Source organism: Paraburkholderia sp. Cy-641, from assembly GCF_011752945.1.
Taxonomy (GTDB): Bacteria; Pseudomonadota; Gammaproteobacteria; order Burkholderiales; family Burkholderiaceae; genus Paraburkholderia.
This window is the reverse complement of the sequence record NZ_VWWM01000053.1, coordinates 14061-40923: the sequence shown is the minus strand read 5'-3', so window position 1 is coordinate 40923 and position 26863 is coordinate 14061. Positions and strand designations below refer to the sequence as shown.

22 protein-coding genes are annotated in these 26863 nt (G+C 62.1%); 15 read left to right on the top strand and 7 right to left on the bottom strand.

Going from position 1 to position 26863, the window contains the following annotated elements; translation table 11 throughout:
* Positions 1-17 precede the first annotated feature (17 nt).
* From F3J20_RS24710 to F3J20_RS24700, 3 genes are all read left to right on the top strand, one after another.
* Positions 18-1571, top strand: coding sequence for an ethanolamine ammonia-lyase reactivating factor EutA (locus F3J20_RS24710; RefSeq protein WP_167284803.1), 1554 nt, complete (start codon positions 18-20; stop codon positions 1569-1571).
* 10 nt (positions 1572-1581) lie between these two features.
* Positions 1582-2535, top strand: coding sequence for an alpha/beta fold hydrolase (locus F3J20_RS24705; protein WP_167284802.1), 954 nt, complete (start codon positions 1582-1584; stop codon positions 2533-2535).
* Between the two features lie 93 nt (positions 2536-2628).
* Positions 2629-3963 (top strand): MFS transporter, encoded by a 1335-nt coding sequence (locus tag F3J20_RS24700; RefSeq protein WP_167284801.1) that lies wholly within the window; start codon positions 2629-2631, stop codon positions 3961-3963.
* Positions 3964-4408: 445 nt separating this feature from the next.
* On the opposite strand, the gene F3J20_RS24695 is transcribed toward F3J20_RS24700, so the two are convergent.
* Positions 4409-4753, bottom strand: a complete 345-nt coding sequence (locus F3J20_RS24695) for a helix-turn-helix domain-containing protein (protein WP_167048068.1) — start codon at positions 4751-4753, stop codon at positions 4409-4411.
* A 152-nt stretch (positions 4754-4905) separates the two neighbouring features.
* On the opposite strand from F3J20_RS24695, the gene F3J20_RS24690 reads away from it, so the two are divergent.
* Both F3J20_RS24690 and F3J20_RS24685 read left to right on the top strand, forming a co-directional pair.
* Positions 4906-5538, top strand: a complete 633-nt coding sequence (locus F3J20_RS24690) for a glutathione binding-like protein (protein WP_167284800.1) — start codon at positions 4906-4908, stop codon at positions 5536-5538.
* A 312-nt stretch (positions 5539-5850) separates the two neighbouring features.
* Positions 5851-7065: an MFS transporter gene (locus tag F3J20_RS24685; protein ID WP_167284799.1), complete on the top strand. Its 1215-nt coding sequence runs from the start codon at positions 5851-5853 to the stop codon at positions 7063-7065.
* A gap of 287 nt (positions 7066-7352) precedes the next feature.
* On the opposite strand, the gene F3J20_RS24680 is transcribed toward F3J20_RS24685, so the two are convergent.
* Together F3J20_RS24680 and F3J20_RS24675 are read right to left on the bottom strand one after the other, a co-directional pair.
* Positions 7353-7904: a DUF4256 domain-containing protein gene (locus F3J20_RS24680; RefSeq protein WP_167048077.1), complete on the bottom strand. Its 552-nt coding sequence runs from the start codon at positions 7902-7904 to the stop codon at positions 7353-7355.
* Between the two features lie 119 nt (positions 7905-8023).
* Complete coding sequence (locus F3J20_RS24675) at positions 8024-9469, bottom strand: DEAD/DEAH box helicase (protein WP_167284798.1); 1446 nt, start codon at positions 9467-9469, stop codon at positions 8024-8026.
* Between the two features lie 345 nt (positions 9470-9814).
* On the opposite strand from F3J20_RS24675, the gene F3J20_RS24670 reads away from it, so the two are divergent.
* A complete protein-coding gene (locus tag F3J20_RS24670; protein ID WP_167284797.1) occupies positions 9815-10414 on the top strand; it encodes a hypothetical protein in 600 nt (199 codons plus the stop codon).
* A gap of 34 nt (positions 10415-10448) precedes the next feature.
* Here the strand turns inward: F3J20_RS24670 and F3J20_RS24665 are convergent, their stop codons facing one another.
* Positions 10449-11021: a RidA family protein gene (locus tag F3J20_RS24665; protein ID WP_167048086.1), complete on the bottom strand. Its 573-nt coding sequence runs from the start codon at positions 11019-11021 to the stop codon at positions 10449-10451.
* Between the two features lie 115 nt (positions 11022-11136).
* Between F3J20_RS24665 and F3J20_RS24660 the strand changes: the two genes are divergently transcribed.
* The 9 genes from F3J20_RS24660 to F3J20_RS24620 all read left to right on the top strand — a co-directional run bounded on the left by F3J20_RS24660 (position 11137) and on the right by F3J20_RS24620 (position 22596).
* Complete coding sequence (locus F3J20_RS24660) at positions 11137-12036, top strand: LysR family transcriptional regulator (RefSeq protein ID WP_167048089.1); 900 nt, start codon at positions 11137-11139, stop codon at positions 12034-12036.
* A 309-nt stretch (positions 12037-12345) separates the two neighbouring features.
* The gene (locus F3J20_RS24655) at positions 12346-14337 is read left to right on the top strand and encodes a sigma-54-dependent Fis family transcriptional regulator (protein WP_167284796.1); all 1992 of its coding nucleotides are present in this window, start codon (positions 12346-12348) and stop codon (positions 14335-14337) included.
* Positions 14338-14577: 240 nt separating this feature from the next.
* Positions 14578-15678 (top strand): NAD(+)/NADH kinase, encoded by a 1101-nt coding sequence (locus F3J20_RS24650; protein WP_167284795.1) that lies wholly within the window; start codon positions 14578-14580, stop codon positions 15676-15678.
* A 14-nt stretch (positions 15679-15692) separates the two neighbouring features.
* Positions 15693-16694, top strand: coding sequence for a thiamine pyrophosphate-dependent dehydrogenase E1 component subunit alpha (locus F3J20_RS24645; protein ID WP_167048094.1), 1002 nt, complete (start codon positions 15693-15695; stop codon positions 16692-16694).
* A gap of 48 nt (positions 16695-16742) precedes the next feature.
* Positions 16743-17759, top strand: a complete 1017-nt coding sequence (locus tag F3J20_RS24640) for an alpha-ketoacid dehydrogenase subunit beta (protein ID WP_167048097.1) — start codon at positions 16743-16745, stop codon at positions 17757-17759.
* The gene (locus F3J20_RS24635) at positions 17759-18871 is read left to right on the top strand and encodes an acetoin dehydrogenase dihydrolipoyllysine-residue acetyltransferase subunit (protein ID WP_167284794.1); all 1113 of its coding nucleotides are present in this window, start codon (positions 17759-17761) and stop codon (positions 18869-18871) included. The genes F3J20_RS24640 and F3J20_RS24635 overlap by 1 nt, the downstream gene beginning before the upstream one ends.
* Positions 18872-19046: 175 nt before the next feature.
* Positions 19047-20114 (top strand): 2,3-butanediol dehydrogenase, encoded by a 1068-nt coding sequence (locus tag F3J20_RS24630; RefSeq protein ID WP_167284793.1) that lies wholly within the window; start codon positions 19047-19049, stop codon positions 20112-20114.
* A 75-nt stretch (positions 20115-20189) separates the two neighbouring features.
* A complete protein-coding gene (locus tag F3J20_RS24625) occupies positions 20190-20981 on the top strand; it encodes a lipoate--protein ligase family protein (protein ID WP_205299366.1) in 792 nt (263 codons plus the stop codon).
* An 88-nt stretch (positions 20982-21069) separates the two neighbouring features.
* Entirely contained in the window at positions 21070-22596 is a 1527-nt protein-coding gene (locus tag F3J20_RS24620; RefSeq protein WP_167048109.1) for an aldehyde dehydrogenase family protein, read from the top strand.
* A 173-nt stretch (positions 22597-22769) separates the two neighbouring features.
* Here the strand turns inward: F3J20_RS24620 and F3J20_RS24615 are convergent, their stop codons facing one another.
* The 3 genes from F3J20_RS24615 to F3J20_RS24605 form a co-directional block, all read right to left on the bottom strand.
* The gene (locus tag F3J20_RS24615; protein WP_167048111.1) at positions 22770-23909 is read right to left on the bottom strand and encodes a porin; all 1140 of its coding nucleotides are present in this window, start codon (positions 23907-23909) and stop codon (positions 22770-22772) included.
* Between the two features lie 148 nt (positions 23910-24057).
* The gene (aldA, locus tag F3J20_RS24610) at positions 24058-25494 is read right to left on the bottom strand and encodes an aldehyde dehydrogenase (protein WP_167048113.1); all 1437 of its coding nucleotides are present in this window, start codon (positions 25492-25494) and stop codon (positions 24058-24060) included.
* Between the two features lie 75 nt (positions 25495-25569).
* The gene (locus F3J20_RS24605; RefSeq protein WP_167048115.1) at positions 25570-26862 is read right to left on the bottom strand and encodes an MFS transporter; all 1293 of its coding nucleotides are present in this window, start codon (positions 26860-26862) and stop codon (positions 25570-25572) included.
* Position 26863 lies beyond the last annotated feature (1 nt).

Here is a 26863-nt window from a genome sequence, read left to right as displayed (position 1 = left end):
ATGTATTGGAGACAAGCATGAACAGTGAGACGCAAGAAGGTCGCATCTTCTTTACCGATACCGGCCGGAGCCTGGAGGATGAAGACGAAATCGAACTAACCAGCGTGGGCATCGACGTCGGGTCCTCCACTTCCCACATGGTCGTTTCGCGCATCGTTCTCGAACGCACGACCACGCGTTACATCGTTGCGGAACGTACGATTCTTCACGAATCGGATATCTTGCTTACACCCTATACCGACGACCTGACTATCGATGAGGCCCGGCTGGGTGCGTTCATTGATGAGCAATACCAGAAGGCAGGGGTCACGCCCGAACAGATTGATACCGGCGCCCTGATCCTCACCGGGTTGGCGGTTCGCCGTCGTAACGCACGCGCAATCGCGGATCTGTTTGCCGCGCAGGCGGGCAAATTCGTTTCGGTCTCGGCTGGCGACGGCCTCGAATCCATGCTGGCGGCATTCGGTTCCGGCGCGGTCTTGCGAGCACTGCGTCAAGGCACCCGTCTCCTCCACCTGGATATTGGCGGCGGGACCACGAAGATCGCTATCTGTGAAGAAGGCGAGGTCAAAAGCGTTACCGCTATCGACATCGGCGCCCGCATCATTACCCTCGACGAAAAAGGCCGAATTGCTCGTGTCGAAGCCGCAGGCGAGCGTTTTGCCCGCGAGCTTGGCGCCACGCTGACCGTGGGTGATCCTCCGCTTCCCGGTGTACTGGAGGCCATCGTTGACCGCATGGCCGAGCGCCTGTGTGACGCGTCGATGAAAAACGGCGCAGAACTCGATCCGGCAACTGCTTCATTGCTGCGTCTCCCGCCACTGGCAGGCGCTCGGGTCCCCGATCTCGTCACGTTCTCCGGTGGTGTTTCGGAATACGTTTACGGCCGCGAAACGCGGGTATTCGGTGACTTGGGCTTGATGTTGGCCGCCGCTGTTCGCAAGCGCATCGAAGCCTCGGGAGCCGAAATCAAGGAAACGGATGAGGGTATCCGGGCTACGGTCGTCGGCGCCTCGCAATACACGGTTCAAGTGAGCGGCAGCACAGTTTACGTCGAACCGCAGTCGGTGCTTCCCTTGCGCAATCTCCCGGTGGTGGTTCTCGATCTGGATCTTGAGCCGGATCAACTCGACCCCAAGGACATCGAAAAGGCAGTGACGACAGCGCTCGAGCGGATGGACCTGCAGGAGGACACGAAATGCGTTGCTCTCTTCTACCGGTTTGCCGGGACGGCATTCTATCGCCGGATGGACGCGTTTGTTGTCGGTGTCATGAACGCCATGCGCATGCGGATCGAAGCCGGGCAACCTATCGTCCTGGTCGGAGAGGGCGATGTCGGCGGCTTGATCGGTATCCACTTCAAGCGGGAACGTGGTCTCCCGGTGCCTATCGTTTCCATTGACGGGATCTCGCTCAAGGAATTCGATTTCGTCGACATCGGCGAACTGCTTCCCACGGCCTCAGCGGCACCTGTGGTGATCAAATCCCTGGTGTTCCCGGCGTCAAGCGGCTTGGGCCAAACCGCATTCGAACCCGTGACCGAAATCGCAACCGAAGCCGCGGCCGAATAGGGGACTAGCGATGCCCTATCTGCGCGATCTTTATCCCCCGAGCACGGCTCGCGAATCCGGTTGGATGGATGTCAGTGGAGGTCATCGCGTTTTCTGGGAGGCTCATGGCAATCCCACGGGTATTCCCTTGCTGCATCTATGCGGGGGCCCTGGTGGTTTTCCTGGCCGCCAGGATTCCCGGTTCTTTAACCCCATGGGTTATCGAATTGTGCTCATTCACCCACGTGGGGCCGGTCGTTCTACGCCTGCGGCCAGCGTAGAACATAACACGATGGCCGATCAGATCTCCGATATCGAGCAGCTACGCACCCTGCTTGGTGTTGAACGCTGGATTGTTTCCGGCGCATCCTGGGGGACTACCGTGGCCTTGGTCTATGCGCAAACCCACCGGCAAAGAGTCCGTGCTCTGCTGCTGCGCGGCGTTTTTCTTTGCACCGAAAACGAACTGGAGTGGCTTTACGGAGGGGGCGCCGGTCGCCTGCATCCTGAGGCCTGGGCACGGTTTTCCGGGTGGACCCGGGCCGCAGGGCATCAAGATCTTTTACAGGCCTACGGAGAGGCTTTGAATTGCGGCATCCCCGAAGAGGAATACGAGGCGGCTTATGAGTGGTGCGCCTGGGAAAATCATTTGGCCGGATTTCGGGATCAGGAGCGCGACACGGAGCCGCAAACGAAAGCGCAGGAATTGGCGATGGCTCGCATCTCCGTGCACTACTTCCTGAATGAAGGATTTTTATCACCTCATCAGCTAGTCAGTCATGCAGGTCAATTGCACGACATTCCCGGTACGTTAATTCATGGTAGCTGTGACGAGGTTACCCCTATAGGCGTATACCCTTTAATTCAGGCATGGAGAACGTCAGTGTTTCACCTTGTGGATGGCGGAACCCATGTAAGCAGTGACCATCCAGGAATGATCGATTGCATTATTCGCAACTCAAGTGAGTTGATGAGTTTGAAATAGGTGGCAGGTAACTCCCCATTCCTTAAGTATCGTGTACATCACATACTCCGTCACTCGTGTATGCACTACGCTGGCAGCTGGAGATCATCGACAATGGATTACGAAGTAAATTCACAAACGATTCGCATCACTGAGTTTGTCGACGAACAAAAGATTGGCCCATTCATCTGGACAGTCGTATTCATTGGCTTTCTATGCCAACTTTGTGACGGCTATGATCTTTCGGCCGCCGCATTTGCGGCGATTGGTATCGCCAGCGAGTTCGGGATCGAGAAACACGCCTTGGCCCCTCTGTTCAGTGCCGGTCTCTTCGGTATGCTGTTTGGTGCCCTGGGTTTCGGCTACATCGGCGACCGCTGGGGCCGGCGTGTGGCTATCCTCTCTGCGGCACTGCTTTGTAGTGCGTTTACCCTGCTTAGCGCGACTGCCGAATCCTTTTCTACACTGATCGTCTTCCGCTTCTTCACCGGCGTTGCTCTCGGAGGCCTGCCTGCAAATACAGTGGCTCTGACAGCCGAATACGCACCGCAGCGTAAGCGCGCGTTGTTGATCACGATGATGTTCGTGGGTATGACTTTTGGCGGTGCGCTGCCGGGCCAGCTAGGAAGCATCATTCACCCTACGCAATGGCGCCTGATTTTCACCATCGGTGGTGTGGCTCCGCTGGTAACCGCAGTCCTGGCGTACTTCTTCCTGCCTGAGTCGATCAAGTTCCTGGTCGTACGTAACCCGCACGATCCGCAGATCGTGAAGCTTGCGCGCCGGATCCGTCCGGAGTTGAACATCCCGGTCGAGCCGAGATTTCAGATCCATCACCTTGCGGAAAAGAAATTCCACGTCAGCCAACTCTTTGAAGGCAATCTGCGCGTCATCACTCCACTCATTTGGGTGATGTCGGTCACGAACCTGTTCGCGAACTTCTTCATGAACAGTTGGATGCCGACACTTCTGCATTCGCTGGGTCTGAACCCGCACCAGGCCGAACACGCTGCCTCCATGTACTATCTGGGTGGCGTTCTCGGGGGCCTTCTGATGTCGTTGATGCTTGATCGAGGGCGTCTTTGGGTCGTGCCGCTGTATATGGCGCTCGGAGCCGTGGCGGCCCTGTTCCTGGGGCAGCAAACGCACTCCGTTACGCTCGCCCTTGGCGTGTTCGGTGTCGGTCTCTTCATCCTGGGTACGCAGTCGGGTACGAATGCTCTGATGGCCGTTTGCTACCCAACTCAGATTCGCGCCTCGGGTACGGGTTGGGCACACGGTCTGGGACGCTTTGGTGCAATTGCAGGCCCCTTGACCGGCGGCGAACTGATCCGCATGCACGTGCACATGGCGCAGATCTTTTGGGCGCCGGCAATCATGTCGGTCATCGGTTGCGTGGCCACGATTTGGCTCTCGCGTGTGGCACGGCATCGCTTCCCGAAGAAGTAACCGAAGACTGTAGTCGTTCCCCGGGGTTTTGTGGAGTTGCCTCTGTAACTCAGGACACACGGACACCGTTAGATGGATGACGCCGCTGTACGCTGAGGAAAGCGAATGCTCTTTGCCGATCCATCGCCGACGGTTGAGTCGTCGCGGTTCCAACGGCAGGTTTCAGAGTGGAACGGCCCTACTGCGCCTTCGTCCATGGACTCGTATTCGGTCGAAGCCGACAGTCGCCGATTGGACACAGCACGGCCGTTGTGGGTCACATTGCGGCCATTCGCAAACCGGTGCCTGTGAACGTTTGCTATCTCTATCGATGAATGAGTCTCACCGACCCGAGCGGCGAGTGGACATGTAAAGACAGGCGCTTGAAATGCGCGCGATAACGTCCACTCGGAACGCCATGTCGGCATTCGCGCGAGCTTGTGTCGACCAACCAGCCGCATCCAGCTTAGCGGTCTGCATTGGCGTTGCCAGAGATGTTTCTCCCCTTCAACCACAGCCCAAACTCCTTCAGTACCGCCACTACGGGTTCCAGGCGCTGGCCATCTTCCGTCAGCGTGTACTCCACACGCACAGGGGAAGTCGGGAAAACAGTACGCCGAACGAGCCCGGCATCTTCAAGCGCGCGTAGGTCTAGCGTCAGCATCCGTTGCGAGATTTGCGGGACATCACGGCGTAAATCGTTGAATCGCTTCGGGCCATCTATCAAATACGAGGCAATCAGCAAGCGCCATCGACCACCGATCAGGCGCATTGACTCCTCGACAGAACAGCCAGACAGGTTCTCTTTCATGTTGGTCTCGAAACAGTCATCCAGGTATATTTTTTGTACCTAGATGACACTTTACTGCCTTCTTCCATTTTTAAACCTGATTCTTACAATCATGGCTGTTCGCCTTGGCGCCGAGTGCGACACATGTCATCTAACGAATCGAGGACTGACTTATGAAGCTGTATTACATACCAGCCGCATGTTCGCTGTCGCCACACATCGTCGCCAGGGAGTTGGGGCTGGAAATCCAGTTGATAAAAGTCGACTACAAGACACATCGCACCGAGGACGATCGTGACTTCTACGAGATGAGCCCTTTCGGCTATGTTCCGCTGCTGGAACTGGACGACGGTACAACCCTGCGCGAGGGGCCCGCGATTGTTCAGTATCTTGCAGATTTGAAACCGGATGCGAATCTTGCTCCTGCAAACGGCATTGTTGATCGATATCGATTGCAGGAGTGGTTGAGCTTTCTGACATCTGAGATTCACAAAGGCTTTATCCCGTTGCTTTACGCGCGGCTGGCTGGTCAGTACGGCGTCGAGATCGCGAAGCCCAGGTTGGAAAGCCGGTATGCGTGGTTAAACGAACATCTGGCAGGCAACAACTACCTCATGGGCGGCACGTACACTGTCGCCGATGCTTACCTCTATGCGCTCACGCAATGGGGCCAGGCCGCGTGGTTAGAACCCACTTACAACGCGAACATCTCATACGATGGACTGGACAATCTCAAGGGTTGGTATCAGCGAATGCGTCAGCGGCCCGCTGTCAGGAGCGCGCTGGATTTCGAAGGGTTGAAGTAGCCGTCCGCGGTCCAGGCTCGACTGAGCGTCGAGCCTCGGAATGCTGGTTTTCGAACGGACAGTCTTCACGGTCGGGGGAGTGTCCGCGGGACACGCAGGCCCGGCCGTCTGAGATGAGTATTCGAGTAGCACTTCGTGGCCGGTTGCACGCGTTCAGTGTTCGACCTCGTAAGCTATTGGTCACATACATTCGCCTGGGTCAGTGGTAACTCTTTGACTTCTTGGTTACCAAGCGCAACCCGCCACTATCAGCCACCCGCGAGCAATGCGACGTAGCCACCCATATCACCCTAATCTGGAGCCAGTGAGTTCATGCAGACCGAATCGCCAATCCGCGTCCTTCGCCTGATTCCTCGCACCGTGTGGGTTCTGGGCTGTGTCAGCCTGCTGATGGATGTCTCCTCCGAGATCATCCATAGTCTGTTACCTATGTTCCTGATGGTTGGCCTCGGGGCGAACGCCGCCACGATCGGCGTCATCGAGGGTATCGCGGAAGCCACGGCACCCGTCGTCAAGGTCTTCTCCGGAACGCTGAGCGACTATCTCGGCAATCGCAAATGGCTGGCGGTGACGGGGTACGGACTCGGCGCACTCAGCAAGCCGCTGTTTGCGATTGCGCCGACAATCGGCATCGTCGTGACCGCACGGATTATCGACCGGGTTGGCAAGGGAGTGAGAGGTGCGCCACGGGATGCCCTGGTGGCTGACGTGACCCCCGTGCACCTGCGCGGTGCCGCGTATGGATTGAGGCAGTCGCTCGACACCGTGGGTGCGTTTCTCGGGCCGCTGCTTGCCGTTGTCGTCATGCTGACGTGGGCGGACAACTTCCGGCTCGCTTTCTGGCTCGCCGTCATCCCGGGATGGCTCGCTGTCGCACTGCTGACGTTCGGAATCGCAGAGCCTGCACACGCACTCGACACGAAGCGCGTCAACCCGATTCACTGGGATAGCCTGAGGCAGTTGGATCGGACCTACTGGTGGGTCGTCCTGGTTGGCGGTGTGTTCGCGCTGGCGCGTTTCAGCGAAGCGTTCCTGGTGTTGCGCGCGATGCACAGCGGTGTCCCCGTTGCGCTCGTTCCTCTCGTGATGGTCGCGATGAACGTCGTTTATTCTCTCTCCGCTTATCCGTTCGGCAAGCTGGCGGATACGACGAGCCATACGAGGCTGATGGTTGCGGGCTTGTTCGTACTGGTTGTCGCCGACGTTGTACTCGCCGGCAGTGCCCATTGGGGGGCCGTGCTGACTGGAGTCGCGCTTTGGGGCTTGCATATGGGAATGACGCAGGGACTGCTAGCGACGATGGTGGCCCATGCTGCGCCTCCCGGTCTACGAGGTACGGCCTTCGGTTTTTTCAATCTCCTGAGCGGTATCGTGACGCTCGCCTCCAGTGTCATTGCCGGCATCCTGTGGGATGGACTCGGCGCGCCGACTACGTTTTATGCGGGAGCGGCGTTCAGTGTTCTGACTGCGGCACTGCTTCTGTGCAAGTCACGGCCGTCGGAAGCGGCGCGCAGTGGTTTGCAGTAGCGCAGGCACGGAACAACGCGTAGGAGGCAGGTTGCTGTACCGTCGGCCCGTTTGGAGCATTCGATCGGGGTAGCAAGATCGTTGACGACACAGGGCTGCGCCTCTGCTTTATGGCGGCGAAGTCTGAGGGGTAGTCTTTGGAAGGACACGCTCACAATGCGGCCATTGCGGCCGTCGGCACGATCGCGGACCATGGGCCGCTATGGGTTGCTCTGCAGTCGTTAGACCGCTCACTACTTATGGATGAAAAGGGAGAATTCAGCCATTGGGTTTTGCTGATCCCCGTGCTAGACCCGCAATATGCCGCGAAAACCCCTCGCTGCGTAGTACGACTGTGCGCCATTGTGATACACGAAAACCGTGTCATAGCGCCTGTCACAGAACAGCGCTCCGCCAAGTTTCCTGATTTCCGGCGGCGTCGCAACCCAACTGGAAGTCTTGGCATCAAAGCAGCCGAGTTTTTGCAGATCGCGGTACTGCGCCTCCGACAGTAACTCGATTCCCATTGCTGCCACCGTGTCCAGGACATTACCCGCTGGTTTGTTCTCCTTTCTGGAATCCAGCGCTTCACGATCAAAGCAAAAGCTTCTCCGGCCGCCGGGACTTTCAGCGGAACAATCACAGAATATGATCTGTCCGGTTTTCTCGTCGTGACCAATGACATCTGGCTCACCACCCGTGGCTTCCATCTCGTGAAGCGACCGCAATTTTTTTGGATCTGACGTCATCCGCGATTGAACCTGCGTCCACTCGATGTCTTTGTGACGGCTCAGATTTTTCTCGAAGCGGGCTTTAAGTGTGGAAATCAGGGATTCACTCTGCTTCTTCGTCAGGCTCATGGAACCTCTCCTCAAGACTCACTACTGACTTTCGATTACGTACGAATGCTGCCTGGGTACCCAACCAGTAGTAGACGGACTCGTCGGTCCATCTACGGTTAATAGTGCGGACAAGCATATCAAGGTTGGCGTTTACCGCGGCCACCAGCAGGTTTGCCAGCCGGCTTACGTGAACTCGCAATTGGCTTGCCGGCGGATTTGCTGCGCGGCTTCTGCACGCTGAACGGGCTACCGCTAGACAAAGCTGTGCCTTTACCCGCGGCCACAGCACGTTGCGCCGCAGGCTTGTGCCTGTTTTCGCCACTTTGCGGGTGCGGCTTTTTGCCGGGCACCTGCGTTGCGCCCGGCGCGGCGAACGGCACCTTGGGCTTCTTCGGTTTTTTCGGTTTCCTGATGATCTGCCCCGTCGCGCTAGTTTGCGGCACGCGGTGTTCAGCTTCAAAACCGGGCTCTTCCTCACGGCGCAGCGTTTGCCGGATCAGCGCTTCAATCGCGGCCAGCTGCGGCGCTTCATCGGCACACACAAGGGACACCGCCACGCCGCTGGCACCTGCACGGCCGGTGCGGCCAATACGGTGCACATAGTCTTGCGCCACGATCGGCAGATCAACGTTGATCACCAGCGGCAGATCGTCGATATCGAGCCCGCGCGCAGCCACATCGGTGGCGACCAGCATCTGTACTTCGCCTGTCTTGAGGCGCTCCAGCGCACGCAGGCGCGCGGGTTGCGGTTTATCGCCGTGGATGGTGTCGACCGCATAGCCCGCGTCATCCAGCATGGCCGCCAGGTAATCCACGCCATTGCGGGTTTTGACGAACACCAGCGCGTGCTCCCAGTTGTTCTCGGCCACAAGGTGCATGAACAGGTCAGGCTTGTTCTTTTTGTCCACCGTCACCACCCACTGCCTGATCTTGCTGGCCGTGGCATTGGGCGGGTTGACGCTGATATCGACCGGGCCGCGCAGAATGCCAGACGCCATGGCGCGGATATCCTCGGTAAACGTGGCGGAGAACAGCAGGGTCTGGCGCTGGGCCGGCAACGCTGCGAAGACGGCGTTGAGTTCGCGCGCAAAGCCCAGATCCAGCATGCGGTCGGCTTCATCCAGCACCAGCGTTTGTACCTGATCAAACTGCACTGCGTTCTGGCGATGGAGATCCAGCAAACGGCCCGGCGTGGCAACGAGCACATCCACGCCTTTGCGCAACTTCATCATTTGCGGGTTGATACTCACGCCGCCATAAGCGGCCAGAAATCGCAAATCGAGGCCTTTGCCGTAACCGACGAAGCTTTGCAGCACCTGTTCGGCCAGTTCACGTGTGGGCACCAGCACCAGAACGCGCGCGCGGTTGCTGGACACCGCCGGGCCGTGTTGCACCAGCCGCTGCAACAGCGGAAGCGCAAAACCCGCCGTTTTGCCGGTGCCGGTCTGTGCCGCCGCCATGACGTCCTTGCCACTGAGCACGGCAGGAATCGCCTTGACCTGCACCGGCGTAGGTGTCCGGTAATTGAGGTCCTGCACATTACGCAGCAAGTGATCGATCAGGCCAAGCGAGGCAAATGACATGGGCGTATTCCGGGCTGAAACTGTAATTCTAGCGGTTGTGTTGAGTGGCAATGGATGAATTGAATGTCTGGGCGTTTCGTGGCCACAGAGTCGATCAATGGATGGCGGTCGGAATCCCGCATGCGACGAATAAATCCTGGCGATCCTATGCAGTCGCCCGAAACCGGGCCGGCATGCGACCGCTCGCTGCGCCGTTGCGTCAAATCTCCGTGTGTTCTGTCATTTCAAGCGCAAGCCATTGCGGAGAATAGGCCTGCTAGAATCACCGGGCCTGATTATTTCGCTATATATAGCTTGCGTCGCCGCATGCCCAGAGGGCGATCGCAAGCGCGAATGGAGAGTGCAATGCCGTTGAGTCTGAATACCCAGGACACCCATTGGCGCATCCATGAACTGGTGTGGGGCGGATTCCACGCCCTTGATGACATCGAGGCGATCATCACGGATGAATATCTCGATCCCGACGACCTTAACGCCGACGACCTGGTCTGGGTGAAATCCGAGGTGGCCCAGGCGACAGCCGCCAAGCGCGCCATGGAAGCCGAATGGTCAAACCCTACCGAATACGACCGCCTGGAGAAAGTGTTCCAGGCGCTTCGGGTTGAACACTTCATCGCCCTGCATTGCGCGGGCAATACCAACCAGGAAGGGAAAGACGATGCGCGGGAGGCGTGGAAGGCCGCGGGCGGCCCAGGCTCCGGGCTGTTAGGCTACTGTTTCTATCACAGCCAGGACGTAGATCGCGCTGTTGATACTGGCCATCTTTACCTGTCTTTCAGCGGCATCGGCCCGACTCCGCAGGCCCGTGACGAGCATACCCTGCTGCTCTCGCGTCGCCTGATCGAACTCCTGCGGGAGGCGGGCTTCGCTACTCACTGGAGCGGTTCGATTGAAGAGCGAATCGACATCGACCTGGGGCAGTGGCGCAAACGTAGCCCGCAATAGAGCCGGCTCTCGCCGACGCTATTCCGCTGGTCACTCAGATGACACGCGCGACGAATTTAATCTCGATCAGCTGACCGACGAACGCCAGGCGCGGCGTCGCCAGCATCGTACTCGTCACGATCGGCATGTTGCTGCCGTAAGCCTGCCGTCGAATGTCGCCCGCCACGGCAAAGGCCGTGTCCACGTCGAGAACCAGGAGCGTTTCCTCGACCACATTTGCCATCGTGAAGCCGAGCAGTTTCAGCACCTTGGTCGCATTCGCGTAGGCCTGGCGCATCTGCAGGCCCATGTTGGAGAAATCGACGACTTTACCGTTGGCATCGACCGGCGCCGGGGCGACCAGCTTGCCCGTATCGTCATGGCTGAGCTGACCCGATACGTAGATCGTGTCGCCGACGCGAATCGCCTGCACGTAGCCGTAGCTCGCTTCCCAGGGCACCCCCAGGTTCACCCATTGCTTATCGGGGCAGGTTGCGGCCGAGGCCGTCGTAGCCAACAGGCCGGACGCCGTTGCTGTTGCTGCTGCTGCTGAAGTCGCGAGGAATCTGCGACGCCCCGAAGTCAGGTCGAGGGCGCTGCCGTTCGCGGGTGCCGTTTTATTGCTCATGCCGTACTCCTTGCTTGACGTGATGGGATGGGGCTTTCACGATGCACACTCTATAAATTCTGCCGCGCTAGATAAACAGCAGGCAGCCTGATGGTTTGTCCACGAGAGAGAGACAATGGATCGTTTCCACGAGATGAAAGTCTTCACGACGGTCGTCGATACGGGCAGCTTCGCCGGCGCGGCCGATTCGATGGCACTTTCAAAGCAGACCGTTTCAAAGCGGGTCGGCGAGCTGGAGAAGCGCCTGGGCGTGCGCCTTCTCCATCGCACCACGCGCCGGCTTTCGATCACCTCGGAGGGCGAGACCTTTCTCGCCCGATGCCGTGCGCTGCTGGCCGGCGTCGATGAGGCCGAGGCCGAACTCACCGCGCATCACGGTGCGGCGTCCGGGCGGTTGAAGGTCAACGTGCCCATGACGTTCGGCCTGTCTCATCTGGCGCCGCTATGGGGGCGCTTCACCGCCGACAACCCGGATGTGATGCTCGAGGTGACGCTGACCGATCACGTCGTCGACCTCGTCGACGAAGGCTTCGACATGGCCGTGCGTATCGCGCGCATACCCTCCAGCTCACTGGTCGGTCGCAAGCTCGCGTCGACGCGCATGATCCTCTGCGCCTCGCCGGTCTATCTCCAGGCGCGAGGCCGGCCTCTTCATCCCTCGGACCTGCAGCGGCACGACATCATTGCCTATAACCTGTTTTCTCTTGGCGACCAATGGGAGTTCGAGAATGCCGGCGAGATCGTGACGACACGTGTCCTGCCGCGTGTGCGCACGAACAGCGGCGATACCTGCCTTGCCATGGCGCGTCAGCACCGGGGGATCGTCCTGCTGCCCAGTTTCCTGGTCGACGGTGTCATGACGAGCGGGGAACTGGTCGAGGTGCTGCCCGAGCACCGATCCATCGAGTTGGGCGTGTTTGCCCTGTATCCCTCGCGCAAGTTCGTCCCGGCCAAGGTGCGGCAACTGGTCGAGTATCTCGCCGAGTCGTTTCGCGACTCTCCGTGGCGGAACTAATCCTGCTGCTCGCTCACGCTGGCTTGCAGGCCGTCGTGCCGCCGGATTTGCACAATCCGGAGGCAGTCGGATACATTATCGAGTCGGGTACCGTTGAATTCGAAATCTGCCGGGCCCGCCTGCAGGCACAGCCCGTGGCGTCCTGCGACCGCATTTCAATTTCAAAAAATGGCGGCTCCGACCCTATGGCCGCCCGGCGATGTATTGCACGGTGATGTGCCCGGAGGCACCACCCGGCACGTTGAGCCAGCGTGGCAGGCTGGCCGGTATCGGCGCACCCGGCATCAGGCGCGTCGTAAGGAGGCAGCGATGGACCAGCGGCAACGCGAGCACATCGAGACAGTAGTCCTGACGACTACCGGCGAGTCGTCAGGCGTCGCGCGCGCGCACGATGCCATCATCCAGAGTTCGTGGCGGCGTTGCGTGCATCAGTACGGTCTTGATCCGGCCCGCATGCAGGAAGCGCGCATTCTGCCGCAGATGCGCTTGCGCGAACATCAGCAACGCATCGACGATTTCACGCGGATTGCCCGTCATGGCCTCGAAACCCTGTACGGCCAGGTAGGGGGCATGGGCTACGTGGTGCTGCTGACGGATGCCGACGGCGTCACCGTCGACTACCTCGGCAATGCCAATACGGATGCCGCGCTACGACGCGCCGGCCTTTATCTGGGCGCCGAATGGAGCGAAAACGGTGCGGGCACCTGTGCGGTCGGTACGGCGCTGGCGACGGGTCAGGCCCTGACCGTACATCAGGCCGATCATTTCGATGCGACCCATATTCCGCTGACCTGCACCGCGGCGCCGCTGTTCGATTCGTATGGTCAGCTCAATGCGATTCTCGACATCTCCGCGCTGAGTTCGCCGCAGGCGAAGTACAGCCAGATGCTTGCGCTGCAACTGGTACGCATGTACGCCAATCAGATCGAGGACGCCTATTTCTTGCGTCGGCACCGGCAGGACTGGATGCTCAAGCTCAGTCCGGCGTCCGAGTTCCTCGACGTCAACCCGGAGTACCTGATCGCCCTCGACGCCGATGGCCGGATCTCGGGCCATAACCGTCGCGCCCAGCAAATGCTGATCGCCGAGCCCGGTGTCGAGGCGAGGGGGCTGTCGCTGATCGGCCTGCGCTTCGAGGCGTTGTTCGAGGCACGTCAGGAAGACCTGGGCCGCTTCGTCTACTCGCGGCCCAGTGAGCAGCGCGTCGTGCGGCTGAGCCATAGCGGAAAACGGCTCTACCTGAGCGTGATGCCGCCGGTGCTGCGTTTGCAGCATGGAATGCCGGACAGCGCATCGCTGCCGCTGCCCCCCGAACTGGAGGCCCTATGCGGTGGCGATGCGATGTTGCAGCAGCAATTGCAGCGTGCCGCCAAGCTGGTCGATTCGCGCATCAACCTGCTCATCAACGGCGAGACCGGCAGCGGCAAGGAGTTTTTTGCCAAGGCGCTGCATCGAGCCAGTTCACGCCGCAATGGTCCATTTATCGCGGTCAATTGCGCGGCGATTCCCGAAACGCTGATCGAGAGCGAGTTGTTCGGGCATCTGCCCAACAGTTTCTCGGGCGCCGGTTCCAGGCCCAAGCGCGGCCTGATCGAGGCGGCAAACGGCGGTACGCTGTTCCTCGACGAGATTGGCGACATGCCGCGCGAGTTGCAGTCGCGTCTGCTGCGGGTGCTGTCCGAGGGCGAGGTGCTGGCGATCGGCGCTTCGCGTCCGGTGCCCGTCGATGTGCGAGTCATTTCGGCCACTCACCACTCGCTTGATCAGCTGATCAGCAGCGGGCGGTTTCGCGAGGATCTGTACTACCGTCTCAACGGTGCGCGTTTTGTGCTGCCGCCGCTGCGCGAGCGCAGCGATCTGGACTGGCTCGTGCAGAAGCTGCTTGCCGTACCGGAGCGCGAGTCGGGTTTCACGATCTCGGAAGCGGCGCGCGAGCGGTTGCATCGTCATCGCTGGCCGGGAAATTTGCGCGAACTGCGCAACGCGCTCGAATATGCGCGCGCGGTTTGCAGTCATGGCCACATCGAAGTGGATGACCTGCCCGAAGGTATCGGCGAGGCAGCCGTGGCGGCGCGCGAGGCTGCCGGCGTGGCGACGCATTCGGCTGCGGCGTTGGAACCGGCCGTTCTGCCGCCCGAGGGCATGCTGCTCATGCAGTACCTGCGCGCGTCCGGCTGGAACCTGAGCGCCGTTGCCCGCCAGATCGGCATTAGCCGCATGACGCTGTACCGCCGCATGGCGCGCTATGGCATCCAGTCGCCCAACCGCAGCGACACGGATGCCGGCGAGAGCCGGCGCTAACGGCACGGCCCGCGTTTCACCGATACGACTGTCCACCACGATGCAGTTGCCGCTGTGACACCTGTCTCGGCGGCACGCTCCAATTCGGCGCTTCACGTCGATTCGCGTCCCTTCATGCCCCTTCGCGTCCCTATTCCCGGGGGTATTCCCGTAGATTTTCCGCCCATCCCGGGGGATGCGGCATTGGCATAGTCGTTGCGGTATTTACGCCTGTCAGAACACGCACATCAGGAGACAGGCATGCGCGAACCTTGTCCGGTTCGTCCGCCGCGGGTTGGCATCATTGCCAATCCCATTTCGGCACGCGACATCCGCCGGGTCATCGCCAACGCGAACAGCCTGCAACTGGCCGATCGCGTCAATATCGTGCTGCGGCTGCTGGCCGCGCTGGCCGCCGGTGGGGTTGGCCGCGTGCTGATGATGCCGGACCGCGAGGGGCTGCGGGTCATGCTGCAGCGGCATCTGGCGCGCTCGCAAGGGCCCGATGCCGCGCTGGCGGCCGTCGAGTACCTGGACATGCCGGTTACCGGCAGCGTGGACGACACGCTGCGCGCCGCGCACATGATGCGCGAGGCGGGCGTTGCCGCCATCGTGGTGCTCGGCGGTGACGGCACGCATCGCGCCGTGGTTCGCGAGTGCGGTGATGTACCGATCGTCGGGATCTCCACGGGTACCAACAATGCCTTTCCCGACATGCGCGAACCCACCATCACCGGCCTCGCGACCGGCCTGTTCGCCAGCGGACGGATTCCAGCCTCGTGCGCGCTCGCGAGCAACAAGCGCCTGGACGTGACGATTCGCGAGCCGAACGGAGCAGTACGGCGCGATATCGCGCTGGTGGACGCGGTCATCTCCCGCGAGCAATACATCGGCGCGCGCGCCGTATGGAAGACCGACACGCTGGCCGCGGTCTACGTGTCGTACGCGAGTCCGCAGGCAATCGGCCTGTCCGCCATCGCCGGCCTGATCGAGCCGATCGGCCGGGACGAATCCGGCGGCCTCGCCGTCGAGCTCGCCAGCCCGGGCCATGGCGCGTTCGAATTGATTGCGCCGATCGCGCCCGGCCTGCTGCGGCCGGTGCCGATCGCCGCCTGGCACCGCCTCGAACATGCCGTGCCGCAGCGTGTGCGGCAGCGCGCCGGCATCGTCGCACTCGACGGCGAACGCGAGCTGACCTTCGGTCCGCACGATGAAGTCTTCGTGACCCTGCACGAGAACGCCTTTCACAGCATCGACGTGGCCGCCTGCATGAGCTATGCGGCGGACGCGCAACTGATGCGCAGCGCCGCGGGCGCGAGCCTGCCCGTTGCCGGATTCCGCCCCCTCACTCCCCAAACCTGAAACAGGAGACAGACATGGACGCAGACATCGCAGCAGGGCAGGCCCGCTTGCCGCTCGACAAGGAGACGCTGCTCGCGGTCTACCGCAAGATGCGCACGATCCGCGAGTTCGAAGAGCGGCTGCACGTCGACTTCGGCCGCGGCGACATTCCCGGCTTCGTCCACCTCTATGCCGGCGAGGAAGCGACCGGGGTCGGCATTCTGCACCACCTGGGCGACGGCGACCGCATTGCAAGCACGCACCGCGGCCACGGCCATTGCATCGCCAAGGGCGTGGACCCGGTGGCGATGATGAAGGAGATCTACGGCCGCAAGGGGGGCTCCTGCAACGGCAAGGGCGGCTCGATGCACATCGCGGACCTGTCGAAGGGGATGATGGGCGCCAACGGCATTCTCGGCGCCGGCGCGCCGCTGATCTGCGGCGCGGCGCTGGCCGCCAGGTTCCGCGGCAAAGGCGAGGTCGGCATCACGTTCTGCGGCGACGGCGCGTCGAACCAGGGCACGGTTCTCGAAAGCCTGAACCTGGCCGCCGTCTGGAATTTGCCGGTGATCTTCGTGATCGAGAACAACGGCTATGCCGAATCGACCGCGCGCGAATACGGCACGGCCGTGGACAGCTACGTCGATCGCGCGGCCGGCTTTGGCATTCCGGGCGTGACGGTGGACGGCACCGACTTCTTCGCGGTGCACGAGGCCGCGGGCGAAGTGATCCGGCGCGCGCGCGAGGGCGGCGGGCCATCGCTGCTCGAATGCAAGACAGTGCGCTTCTACGGCCACTTCGAAGGCGATGCGCAGACCTATCGCGCACCCGGCGAACTCGACGAGATTCGCGGCAATAAGGACTGCATCAGGAAGTTCGCGCAGGTGGTGACGCGCGCGGAGGTGATTGCGCGCGATGAGCTGGAGGCGATCGATCGCGAGGTCGCGGCGCTGATCGAGCATTCGGTCGTGGAGGCCAAGGCGGCGCCGCTGCCGGGCCCCGAGGACCTGCTCGCGGACGTCTATGTCAGCTATTGAAAGCACTTTGCGACGACCGATCCCATCATTCAATCAGGAGACTTGACCATGGCCCGCAAACTGAGCATGAAGCTGGCGATCAACGAGGCGATCGACCAGGAGATGACCCGCGACCCGAGCGTCATCATGTTGGGCGAGGACATCGTCGGCGGTGCCGGCGCGAATGGCGAAAAGGACGCGTGGGGCGGCGTGCTCGGCGTGACCAAGGGCTTGTACGCCAAGCACGGCGATCGCCTGCTCGACACGCCGCTGTCCGAGTCCGCCTACATAGGTGCGGCGATCGGCGCGGCCGCGTGCGGCATGCGGCCGATCGCCGAGCTGATGTTCATCGACTTCATGGGCGTGTGCTTCGACCAGATCTACAACCAGGCCGCGAAGTTTCGCTACATGTTCGGCGGCAAGGCCGAAACGCCGGTCGTGATCCGCGCGATGGTCGGCGCCGGCTTTCGGGCCGCCGCCCAGCACAGCCAGATGCTGACGCCGTTGTTCACGCACATCCCCGGCCTCAAGGTGGTGTGCCCGTCCACGCCCTACGACACCAAGGGGCTGCTGATCCAGGCCATCCGCGACAACGATCCGGTGATCTTCTGCGAGCACAAGAACCTGTACGGCTTCGAAGGCGAAGTGCCGGAGAACTCGTATACGGTCCCCTTCGGCGAGGCCAACATCGTGCGCGACGGCAAGCACGTATCGATCGTCACCTACGGCCTGATGGTGCATCGGGCATTGGAAGCCGCCGCGACGCTGGCCAGGGAAGGCATCGAGGCCGAGATCGTCGATCTGCGCACGCTGTCGCCGCTCGATATCGACACCGTGCTGGAAACGGTCGAGAACACCGGCCGTCTGGTGGTGGTGGACGAGGCCAGCCCGCGCTGCAATATCGCCACCGACATTTCGGCGCAGGTCGCGCAGCGCGCGTTCGGCGCGCTCAAGGCCGGCATCGAGATGGTCTGCCCGCCGCATACGCCGGTGCCGTTCTCGCCCGCGCTGGAAGACCTGTACATCCCGAGCGCCGCGCAGATCGCGGAGGCGGCGCGCCGCACGATGCAAGGAGGGAAGAACTGATGGCTGCGATAACCCCGATCGTGATGCCCAAGTGGGGGCTCGAGATGCGCGAAGGCACCGTGCAGGACTGGCTGGTCCGGGAAGGCGAGCGCATCGAAGTCGGCACGGCGCTGGTCGACGTGGATACCGACAAGATTTCCAACGCGGTGGAAGCCGCCGATGCCGGACTGCTGCGCCGCATCGTCGCGCAAAGCGGCGAGACGCTGCCGGTCAAGGCGCTGCTCGGTGTGCTGGCGGAGCCGGACGTGAGCGATGCGGACATCGACGCCTACGTCGCCGCGTTCGAGGTGCCGGCCGCCGACAGCGACGACGAAGACGCCGGCCCGGCGTTCGACTATGCGGAGGTGGACGGCATTCGCGTGCGCTACGCGCGTCGCGGGCCGGCGTCGGGCACGCCGGTGCTCTTTATCCACGGCTTCGGCGGCGACCTGAACAACTGGCTGTTCAACCTCGACGCGGTGGCCGAGAAGCATCCGGTGATCGCGCTGGACCTGCCGGCGCACGGGCAGTCCGCGATCAAGCTGGCCGGCACCACGCTCAAGGCGCAGGCGGCTTTCGTCGGCAAGTTCATGGAGGCCATCGGCGTGACGTCGGCGCACCTGGTCGGCCACTCGATGGGTGGCGGCGTCGCCGCGCAGATCGCCGTGGACGCGCCGCAGAAGGCGGCCTCGCTGGCGCTGATCGACAGCGCCGGCTTCGGCGACGAGGTCAACGCCGGCTATACCGACGGCTTCGTGCGTACCGATTCGCGCCGCGAACTCAAGCCCGTGGCCGAGCTGCTGTTCGCCGACCCCGCGCTGGTGAGCCGCCAGCTGCTGGACGACCTGCTCAAGTACAAGCGCCTGGACGGCGTGACCGAAGCGCTCGGCGCGCTGGGTACTCAACTGTTCGGCGGCGGCAGGCAGAGCGAACAGCCCGGCAAGGCGCTAGGCAGCTTCGGCAAGCCGGTGCTGGTGATCTGGGGCCGCGAGGATCAGGTCATTCCGAGCAGCCATGCCAGGGCCGCGCCCGCCGGCGCGACGGTGGAACTGCTGGACGGCGCCGGCCATATGCCGCAGATGGAGAAGGCCAACGAGGTGAATGCACTGCTGCGCCGGCATCTGAACCCGTGAAGCAGGCCGGCGTGCGTTGGCGACGACGCTCCTTCCGAATGCCGTGCCGGGCACGGCATCTCAAGGCAAGCCAGCCGATCTCCAGGACGCCTCGATCCTGTGGCGCAGGCGCAGCAGGAGGCGAGGCGTCCTGGATCACCTCATGTCATGCGGAACCAACCAGGGAATCCGAACCATGAAAGCAGCACGTTTTTACGATCGCGGCGACATCCGCATCGAAGACATCCCCGAGCCTGTCGTGGCGCCGGGCACCGTTGGCATCGACGTGGCCCGGTGCGGTATCTGCGGCACGGATCTGCACGAATTCATGGAGGGGCCGATTTTCATTCCGCCTTGCGGCCATCCGCATCCGATCTCCGGGGAGTCCGCGCCCATCACCATGGGGCATGAGTTTTCCGGCGTGGTGTATGCCGTGGGTGACGGCGTGACCGATATCGAAGTCGGCCAGCATGTGGTGGTGGAGCCCTACATCGTGGCCGACGACGTGCCGACCGGGCCGGGCGACAAGTATCATCTGTCGAAGAACATGAATTTCATCGGCCTGGGGGGCCGTGGCGGCGGCCTGTCCGAAAAGATTGCGGTCAAACGCCGCTGGGTGCATCCGGTTTCCAACGCTATTCCGCTCGATCAGGCGGCGCTGATCGAACCCTTGTCGGTGGGGCACCATGCCTTCACCCGCAGCGGCGCCAAGGCTGGCGATGTCGCGCTGGTCGGCGGCGCGGGCCCGATTGGTCTGTTGCTGTCGGCGATTCTGAAAGCCAAGGGTCTGCGCGTCATCGTGACGGAGCTGAGTGCGGCGCGCAAGGAAAAAGCCCGCGAATCCGGCGTTGCCGATTACATCCTGGACCCGACCGAAGGGGAGGTGGTCGCGGAAGTCATGAAGATCACGGGCGGTAAGGGTGTGGACGTGGCGTTCGAATGCTCCAGCGTGAACAAGGTGCTGGACACGCTGGTGGCCGCGACCGCTGCGTCCGGCGTGGTGGTGATCGTGTCGATCTGGAGCCATCCGGCCACGATCAACGTGCACAGCGTGGTCATGAAGGAACTGGACGTGCGCGGCACGATCGCGTATTGCAACGACCATCAGGAAACCATCAAGCTGGTCGAGGACGGCAAGATCGATCTGGCGCCGTTCATCACCCAGCGCATTCAGTTAGACGAACTGATTTCGCAAGGATTCGAGACCCTGATCCACAACAATGAGTCGGCCGTGAAAATCATCGTTCAGCCCAGACTGAAGTGAGTCGGTGCTTCTCTGCGAGAAGGGCATATCTGCCGATCTGAGCTTTTGCGAGTTTTCGTGATCCTTCGTGAGCCTATGCCATTTGACATCGTCGACTTCGATGCCGATGCCGATGCCGATGCCGATGCCGATGCCGATGCCGATGCCGCGGACCCCCTCGTCGCGGAGACGGCGCTGCTGCAGCTGGCCGAGACGGGCCGGTGCGTCGCGCACCTGTGGCAGGCCCCGCTGTCGCTGGTGGTGCCGCGCAGTTATCGGCGCTTCGCGGCCCTGGAGAGCGCTCGCGCCGAATTCGCGCGGCACGGGTGCCCGGTTTTTCTGCGCATGTCGGGCGGCGGGCTGGTACCGCAGGGGCCCGGCATTCTCAACCTGAGCCTGGCCTACCTGGTGCGGGGCACCGTGGGCGCGCTTTCCGACGGGGTGTATCGGCATCTATGCGAAATCCTGCGCGAGGCGCTCGGCACGTTGGGGCTTCAGACACATTGGCAGGCGGTGCAAGGCTCATTCTGCGACGGACGCTTCAACCTGGCCTGGGGGCCGCCGGACGATGCACGAAAGCTTGCCGGTACCGCGCAATACTGGCGCGGCGTGCGCTCGGACGCGGGTTCGCATGCGTCGCGGCATGCCGTGTTGGCCCATGCGGTGTTGCTGGTCAGCGCCGATCCGGAGGAGATCAACCAGCGGGCCAATGCTTTCGAGCAGGCCATCGAAAGCGGACGGCGCTATGACGCGCGGCGTGTGGTCAGCGTACAGGAGGCGCTTTCCCGAACCGGTGTGGTGCCGTCCGATGGGCTGATCGACTCGGTCATGTCGGCGCTGCGCGCGAGCGTGATGGCGACGCCGCCGCCCGTCGATAAAGGCGATTAAATGCAGTCCCGCTTTCCTGTGCCAACCGTCCAATGGAGACACGTGATATGGCATCCGTCAAATCAGCATCATCAACCGGAGACACACCATGAATCCCTTTGATTTGAAGCAACTCGGCCTCGACGTCGACTATCCGTATCGCCGGCAGTACGACAACTACATCGGCGGTCGATGGGTGCCGCCCGCCAACGGCGAATACTTCGAGAACGTGTCGCCGATTAACGGCCAGCCGTTCTGTCGCGTACCGCGCTCGCGCGGCGAGGACGTCGAATTGGCGCTCGATGCGGCGCATGCCGCGCGGCGCAAATGGGGCAAGACGTCCGCGGCGGAGCGCTCGAACCTGCTGCTCGCCGCCGCCGACCGGATGGAGAAGAACCTGAAGCTGCTCGCGGTCGCGGAGACGATCGACAACGGCAAACCGCTGCGCGAGACCATGGCCGCCGACCTCCCGCTCGCGGTCGACCACTTCCGCTATTTCGCCGGCTGCATCCGCGCGCAGGAAGGCGGGATCTCCGAGATCGACGACAACACGGTCGCATATCACTTCCACGAGCCGCTCGGCGTCGTCGGCCAGATCATTCCGTGGAATTTTCCGCTGCTGATGGCGGCCTGGAAACTTGCGCCGGCGCTCGCCGCCGGTTGCTGCGTCGTGATGAAGCCGGCCGAGCAGACGCCCGCCTCGGTGCTCGTGCTGATGGAACTGATTGGCGAGCTGTTCCCGCCGGGCGTGATCAACATCGTGAACGGCTTCGGCAGGGAAGCGGGCGAACGGCTGGCAACCAGCAAGCGGATCGCGAAGATCGCGTTTACCGGGTCGACGCCGGTGGGCAAACACATCCTGCGTGCAGCGGCCGACAATCTGATTCCGTCGACGGTCGAACTCGGCGGCAAGAGCCCGAATATCTTCTTCGCCGACGTGCTGGATCAGGACGATGCGTTCCTCGACAAAGCGCTCGAAGGACTCGCGATGTTCGCGCTGAATCAGGGCGAAGTGTGTACGTGTCCGTCGCGCGTGCTGATTCAGGAGTCGATCTACGAGCGCTTCATCGAGAAGGCAATCGCGCGCGTCGAGCGTATCAAGGCCGGCCATCCGCTCGATATGCAGACGATGATCGGCGCGCAGGCGTCGCAGCAGCAGCTCGACAAGATCCTCTCGTACATCGACATCGGCCGCGACGAGGGCGCGCAGTGCCTGACGGGCGGCGAGCGCACCGCGCCCGTCGCGGAACTCGGCACCGGCTTCTATGTGAAGCCGACCATGCTGCTCGGCAACAACCGGATGCGCGTGTTCCAGGAGGAGATCTTCGGGCCGGTCGCGTCGGTGATGACGTTCAAGGACGAGCAGGATGCGATCGAACTGGCGAACGACACGTTCTATGGTCTCGGCGCGGGCGTGTGGACGCGCAACGGCACACGCGCGTATCGCATGGGCCGCGAGATCGAGGCGGGCCGCGTGTGGACGAACTGCTATCACCTGTATCCGGCGCATGCGGCGTTCGGCGGCTACAAGCAGTCGGGCATCGGGCGCGAGACGCACAGGGCCGCGCTGTCGAACTACCAGCAGACGAAGTGCCTGCTCGTCAGCTATCAGGCGGATGCGCTCGGGTTCTTCTGATCGCGCGGGTTCCTGCGTGAGGAGGAGGCCGGAGCGTCGTGGTGAGAGTGGCGCTCCGGCGAGGGTGTGCCTGGTTCGAATCGGCATCGATGAGTTTCACCGATGCCGTTGCGTCTCGCCCGCGCGAACGGTTCGAAGCCAGATAGCGGATGCGAGCGCGAGCCCCATGCGCTCTAGAAGCTGTGGCGGATGCCCACGCGCACCACGACCTGGTTAGGCGTGTCCGATGGCGTGATGTTGTTGTTGGCCGCCACGGCCTCGGTACCCACCGAATTCGTCCCGCTCGCGTGCTGCCATACGCCGCTCACGTAAAGCAGCGTGCGCTTTGAAAGCAGATAGGTCGAGCCCAGGTTCAACTGGCCGTAATGCGCGTCGCCTGCCCACGTGTAGCTGTAGGCGGCGCCGAGCAGCAGTGCCGGCGTCACGTTGAAGGTGTAGTTGCCTTCCAGCGTGTCGAAGTGCGCGTTGCCGCCGAGTGGTGTCGTCGTGGTGACGACGGCATCGTGGAACTGTGCGTTCGTGTACAACAGCCCAAAGTTCGATGCGCCGAACTGGTACTTCGCCCCACCGCCCGCGATCTGTAGCGAAGATGCGCTCGCATAGCCGCGGTAGATCGGCGTCGTCAGCGGATTCGCGAATGCCTCGTTCGCGACCGGCGGCGCGCTCGCGTTCCACACTGCCGTCGCCGGATTGTTCACCTTGATGTAGGCCGCCGCTACGGAAAGCGGTCCATTGCCATAGGTGAGCGAGAAGTTGACGACCTGATTGCGGCCCATCGATCCCGCGACGTTGCCGAATGCGTAGGCCGCACCGAACTGGAAGCCCGCGAGTGTCGGCGAAAGATACTTGACCGCGTTGTTGAGGTTGAAGTCGCCCCATACGTTGTCGACGTCGCCGGCGTGCGCGCCGAGGCCGCCCGCAAATTTACCCGCCGCCGACAGCGGTACAAGGCTTTCAAACAGCAGGTCGTACTGTTTGCCGAGCCGGATCTGTCCGTACTGGTCGCTGCCCACGCCAACGTAGGCCATCCGCCCGAACAGAGCGCCGTTATTGCCGAGCGCGCCGTTGCTCGGATTGAAGCCGTTTTCCAGCTTGAAAAAGGCATGCAGTCCGCCGCCCAGATCTTCGGTGCCGGTGAGCCCCCACTTGCTGCTGCCGAGACCGCCTTGCGACATGGCCCACGACGATTTGCCGCCCTGATTGTTCGTGTACTGGAGGCCCTCGTCCACGACGCCATATAGCGTGACGGAGCTTTGCGCGTGTGCGAGACTCGCAGCCGCCCCGCATGCCAACATCATCACGACCTTTTTCATTGATTTCCTCCAAATCTTGATACGGTTGTTAGAAACGCTTTTATTCGTTATCCGGAATAAACTGACGGGACACATGCTGCGTGTGCTGTTTCGAGCATGTGTTTGCCAGCGGATAGCCCCTCGCGGGCGCTATCCCACTGGCGCCGCTTTATGCCTGCATGTAGACGGCGTGCGTGTGCGTGTACTCGTACAGACCATGCTTGCCGTCCGCACCGCCAATACCCGAGCGGCGCACGCCCGCGTGAAAGCCTTGCATCGCTTCGAAATTCTCGCGATTGACATAGGTTTCGCCAAAATCGAGTTCACGGCTCGCCTGCATTGCATGCGAGAGGCTGCGCGTGTAGATCGAGGATGTCAGCCCGTAAGCTGAATCGTTCGCCAGGGCGATCGCCTCGTCGAGTCCGTCGACGATCTGGATCGGCAGCACCGGCCCGAAGATTTCCTCGCGCATGATGTTCATGTCGGCGCGGCAATCGACTAGTACGGTCGGTTGATAGTGATAGCCCGACGCGCGCTCGGCGATTGCGCCGCCGGTGGTTGCCGTCGCGCCCTGCGCTATAGCCGTGCGAACCTTCGCTGTTACGTTCTCCAGCGCGCGGGCATTGATGAGCGGGCCCATGTCGAGCCCGTTATCCTTGCCGGGATCGCCATAGCGTGTCGCCGCCATCGCGGACGTGATCCTGTCGATGAACGCCGGGGCCACGGCGCGCTCCACGTAGACGCGTTCCGCGCAGTTGCACACCTGCCCCGTGTTGATGACGCGCGATGCGTGAATCGCCTTGACCGCGAGATCGAGGTCCGCGTCGGCCAGCACAATGGCCGGTGCCTTGCCGCCTAGTTCCAGGTTGACCTTGGTGAGGTTGCCCGCGGCCGCCGCCATGATTTTCGCGCCCGTCGGTACGCTGCCGGTAAAGCTCACCATGTCGATGCGATCGCTCGCAGCGAGTGCGGCGCCGACCTCGCCCGCGCCGCTCACCACGTTGAAGACGCCCGGCGGCAAATCGGTTTCGGCGACGAGCCGCGCGAATTCGAAGCAGTTGTTCGGCGTTTCCTCGCTCGGCTTGATGACGATGGTGTTGCCGGTCAGGAGCGCCGGCGCCATTTTTCGCGCAATGAGGAAGAACGGAAAGTTCCACGGCAGGATGCCCGCGACGACCCCCATGGGTTTGCGGAACAGGAATATGTTTTCACCCGGACGGTCGCTCGTGACAATCTCGCCTTCGATGCGGCGCGCCCACTCAGCCATATAGTCGAGATAGTCGGCGGTGAAATTCACTTCGACTTCGGCGAGGCCGAGAATCTTGCCCTGCTCGAGCATGATGGTGCGCGCAAGGTGTGGCGCGTGCTCGCGTACTTTGGTTGCGATCCGCCGCAGAAAGCTCGCGCGATCGAGCGGCGTGCGCTTCGCCCAGGCGGGCTGGGCGCGGCGAGCGGCGTCCACGGCTAGCGCCACTTGTGCGGCGTTAGCCACCGGTACGCGCGAGAGCAGGGCGCCATCTGCGGGATTGACGACATCGAGATGTTCATTAGCCGGCACGAAGGCGCCGTCGATGTAGTGTTGATGGGTCGGCACGGCAGGACTCATGTTGTCTCCATAAATAATTAGAGGTACATATTGTTGAGAATATTGCGGCAGATGTATAAAACCTCTGCAACGAACTCACTTGAAATTCTTGTCCAGTTCCGAAATCTTCAATCCGAGCGTTTCGCTCAGTGCCCAGAGTGCCGCGCTCGACAGTACCGCGCACGCGACCGCGACGACCATCATCGACCAGCCGAGGCCGTGCTGTTTTGCCATGAAGCCGATCAGCATCGGACCGAACGACGCGATACCACGCCCGACGTTGTAGGCGAAGCCGATCCCCGCGCCGCGCACCGCGCCCGGAAACTGCTCGGACAGGATCGCGCCGAGCCCGCCGGCGCATGACGAGATGCTCGCGCCGACCAGGAACACCAGCACATAGCCGGTCGTGAGCGATTGGACCGGCAGGTAGAGAAAGGCGGCGATCGCAATCATCGAAAAGAGGATCGTTGCGGTTTGCGTCGGGCGGCGGCCGAAGCGGTCGTGAAACCAGCCGACTGACACATACCCGATGAAGCCGCCGAGAATCTGGATGAGCATGAACGTCGTCGTGCCGGCGACGTGCAGGCCGCGTTCGGTCCCGAGATAGAGCGGCAGGAATGTGACGATCGAATAGTAGGTGCCGTGACCGCCGACCATGAAAATCGTCGAGAACATCGTCACGCGGCGCAGATCGCGATGAAAGAGGCGTCCGATCGAGGCGAGCGCCGCTTGCTCCGAGCGGCCATTCCCCGATCGGCGTTCATGAATGCCGCGCCGTGCAACGAAGATCGCAATCGCCGGCAGGAGGCCGAGCACGAAGAGCCAGCGCCACGCGACGTCGGCCGGCATGATCGAGAACATCACGAAGTAGGCAATCGTCGACAACGCCCAGCCGATCGCATACGCGCTTTGCATCACCGCCATCATCCGGCCGCGGCGCTCGTCGGCGGTGTACTCCGACAGCAACGCGACACCCACGGGCCACTCGGCGCCGAAGCACAGTCCTTCGAGCGTTCGCCACAGCACCAGCTGCGTGGCATTCTGCGCGGTTGCAGTCAACGCGGTGAATATGCTGAAGCCGACTACCACCCACACCAGCACGCGAACGCGTCCGTAGCGATCCGCGAACGCGCCGCCGAACAGCCCGCCGATGGCCGATGCGACGAGGCTTGCCGTCGAGATCGTGCCGCCCACGCCGACGGAGAGATGCAGCGTCGTCAGGATTGCGCCGAGCGCGAGCGCAAACATCGTGTGATCGAAACCATCGAGTCCCCATCCGAGCGCCGACGCTATCACCACGCGGCGCTGTTGCGAACCCGCTATCCGTGTGAGATCGGTTGGTGACGGCTGGAATTGCAGTGATTGATGTATCGCATGCGGATCTTTCATT

Excerpts from the sequence above, each read along its gene's own strand:
- F3J20_RS24710 (WP_167284803.1), top strand. The coding sequence starts at position 18 with ATGAACAGTGAGACGCAAGAAGGTCGCATCTTCTTTACCGATACCGGC.
- F3J20_RS24705 (WP_167284802.1), top strand. The coding sequence starts at position 1,582 with ATGCCCTATCTGCGCGATCTTTATCCCCCGAGCACGGCTCGCGAATCC.
- F3J20_RS24700 (WP_167284801.1), top strand. The coding sequence starts at position 2,629 with ATGGATTACGAAGTAAATTCACAAACGATTCGCATCACTGAGTTTGTC.
- F3J20_RS24695 (WP_167048068.1), bottom strand. The coding sequence starts at position 4,753 with ATGAAAGAGAACCTGTCTGGCTGTTCTGTCGAGGAGTCAATGCGCCTG.
- F3J20_RS24690 (WP_167284800.1), top strand. The coding sequence starts at position 4,906 with ATGAAGCTGTATTACATACCAGCCGCATGTTCGCTGTCGCCACACATC.
- F3J20_RS24685 (WP_167284799.1), top strand. The coding sequence starts at position 5,851 with ATGCAGACCGAATCGCCAATCCGCGTCCTTCGCCTGATTCCTCGCACC.
- F3J20_RS24680 (WP_167048077.1), bottom strand. The coding sequence starts at position 7,904 with ATGAGCCTGACGAAGAAGCAGAGTGAATCCCTGATTTCCACACTTAAA.
- F3J20_RS24675 (WP_167284798.1), bottom strand. The coding sequence starts at position 9,469 with ATGTCATTTGCCTCGCTTGGCCTGATCGATCACTTGCTGCGTAATGTG.
- F3J20_RS24670 (WP_167284797.1), top strand. The coding sequence starts at position 9,815 with ATGCCGTTGAGTCTGAATACCCAGGACACCCATTGGCGCATCCATGAA.
- F3J20_RS24665 (WP_167048086.1), bottom strand. The coding sequence starts at position 11,021 with ATGAGCAATAAAACGGCACCCGCGAACGGCAGCGCCCTCGACCTGACT.
- F3J20_RS24660 (WP_167048089.1), top strand. The coding sequence starts at position 11,137 with ATGGATCGTTTCCACGAGATGAAAGTCTTCACGACGGTCGTCGATACG.
- F3J20_RS24655 (WP_167284796.1), top strand. The coding sequence starts at position 12,346 with ATGGACCAGCGGCAACGCGAGCACATCGAGACAGTAGTCCTGACGACT.
- F3J20_RS24650 (WP_167284795.1), top strand. The coding sequence starts at position 14,578 with ATGCGCGAACCTTGTCCGGTTCGTCCGCCGCGGGTTGGCATCATTGCC.
- F3J20_RS24645 (WP_167048094.1), top strand. The coding sequence starts at position 15,693 with ATGGACGCAGACATCGCAGCAGGGCAGGCCCGCTTGCCGCTCGACAAG.
- F3J20_RS24640 (WP_167048097.1), top strand. The coding sequence starts at position 16,743 with ATGGCCCGCAAACTGAGCATGAAGCTGGCGATCAACGAGGCGATCGAC.
- F3J20_RS24635 (WP_167284794.1), top strand. The coding sequence starts at position 17,759 with ATGGCTGCGATAACCCCGATCGTGATGCCCAAGTGGGGGCTCGAGATG.
- F3J20_RS24630 (WP_167284793.1), top strand. The coding sequence starts at position 19,047 with ATGAAAGCAGCACGTTTTTACGATCGCGGCGACATCCGCATCGAAGAC.
- F3J20_RS24625 (WP_205299366.1), top strand. The coding sequence starts at position 20,190 with ATGCCATTTGACATCGTCGACTTCGATGCCGATGCCGATGCCGATGCC.
- F3J20_RS24620 (WP_167048109.1), top strand. The coding sequence starts at position 21,070 with ATGAATCCCTTTGATTTGAAGCAACTCGGCCTCGACGTCGACTATCCG.
- F3J20_RS24615 (WP_167048111.1), bottom strand. The coding sequence starts at position 23,909 with ATGAAAAAGGTCGTGATGATGTTGGCATGCGGGGCGGCTGCGAGTCTC.
- aldA (WP_167048113.1), bottom strand. The coding sequence starts at position 25,494 with ATGAGTCCTGCCGTGCCGACCCATCAACACTACATCGACGGCGCCTTC.
- F3J20_RS24605 (WP_167048115.1), bottom strand. The coding sequence starts at position 26,862 with ATGAAAGATCCGCATGCGATACATCAATCACTGCAATTCCAGCCGTCA.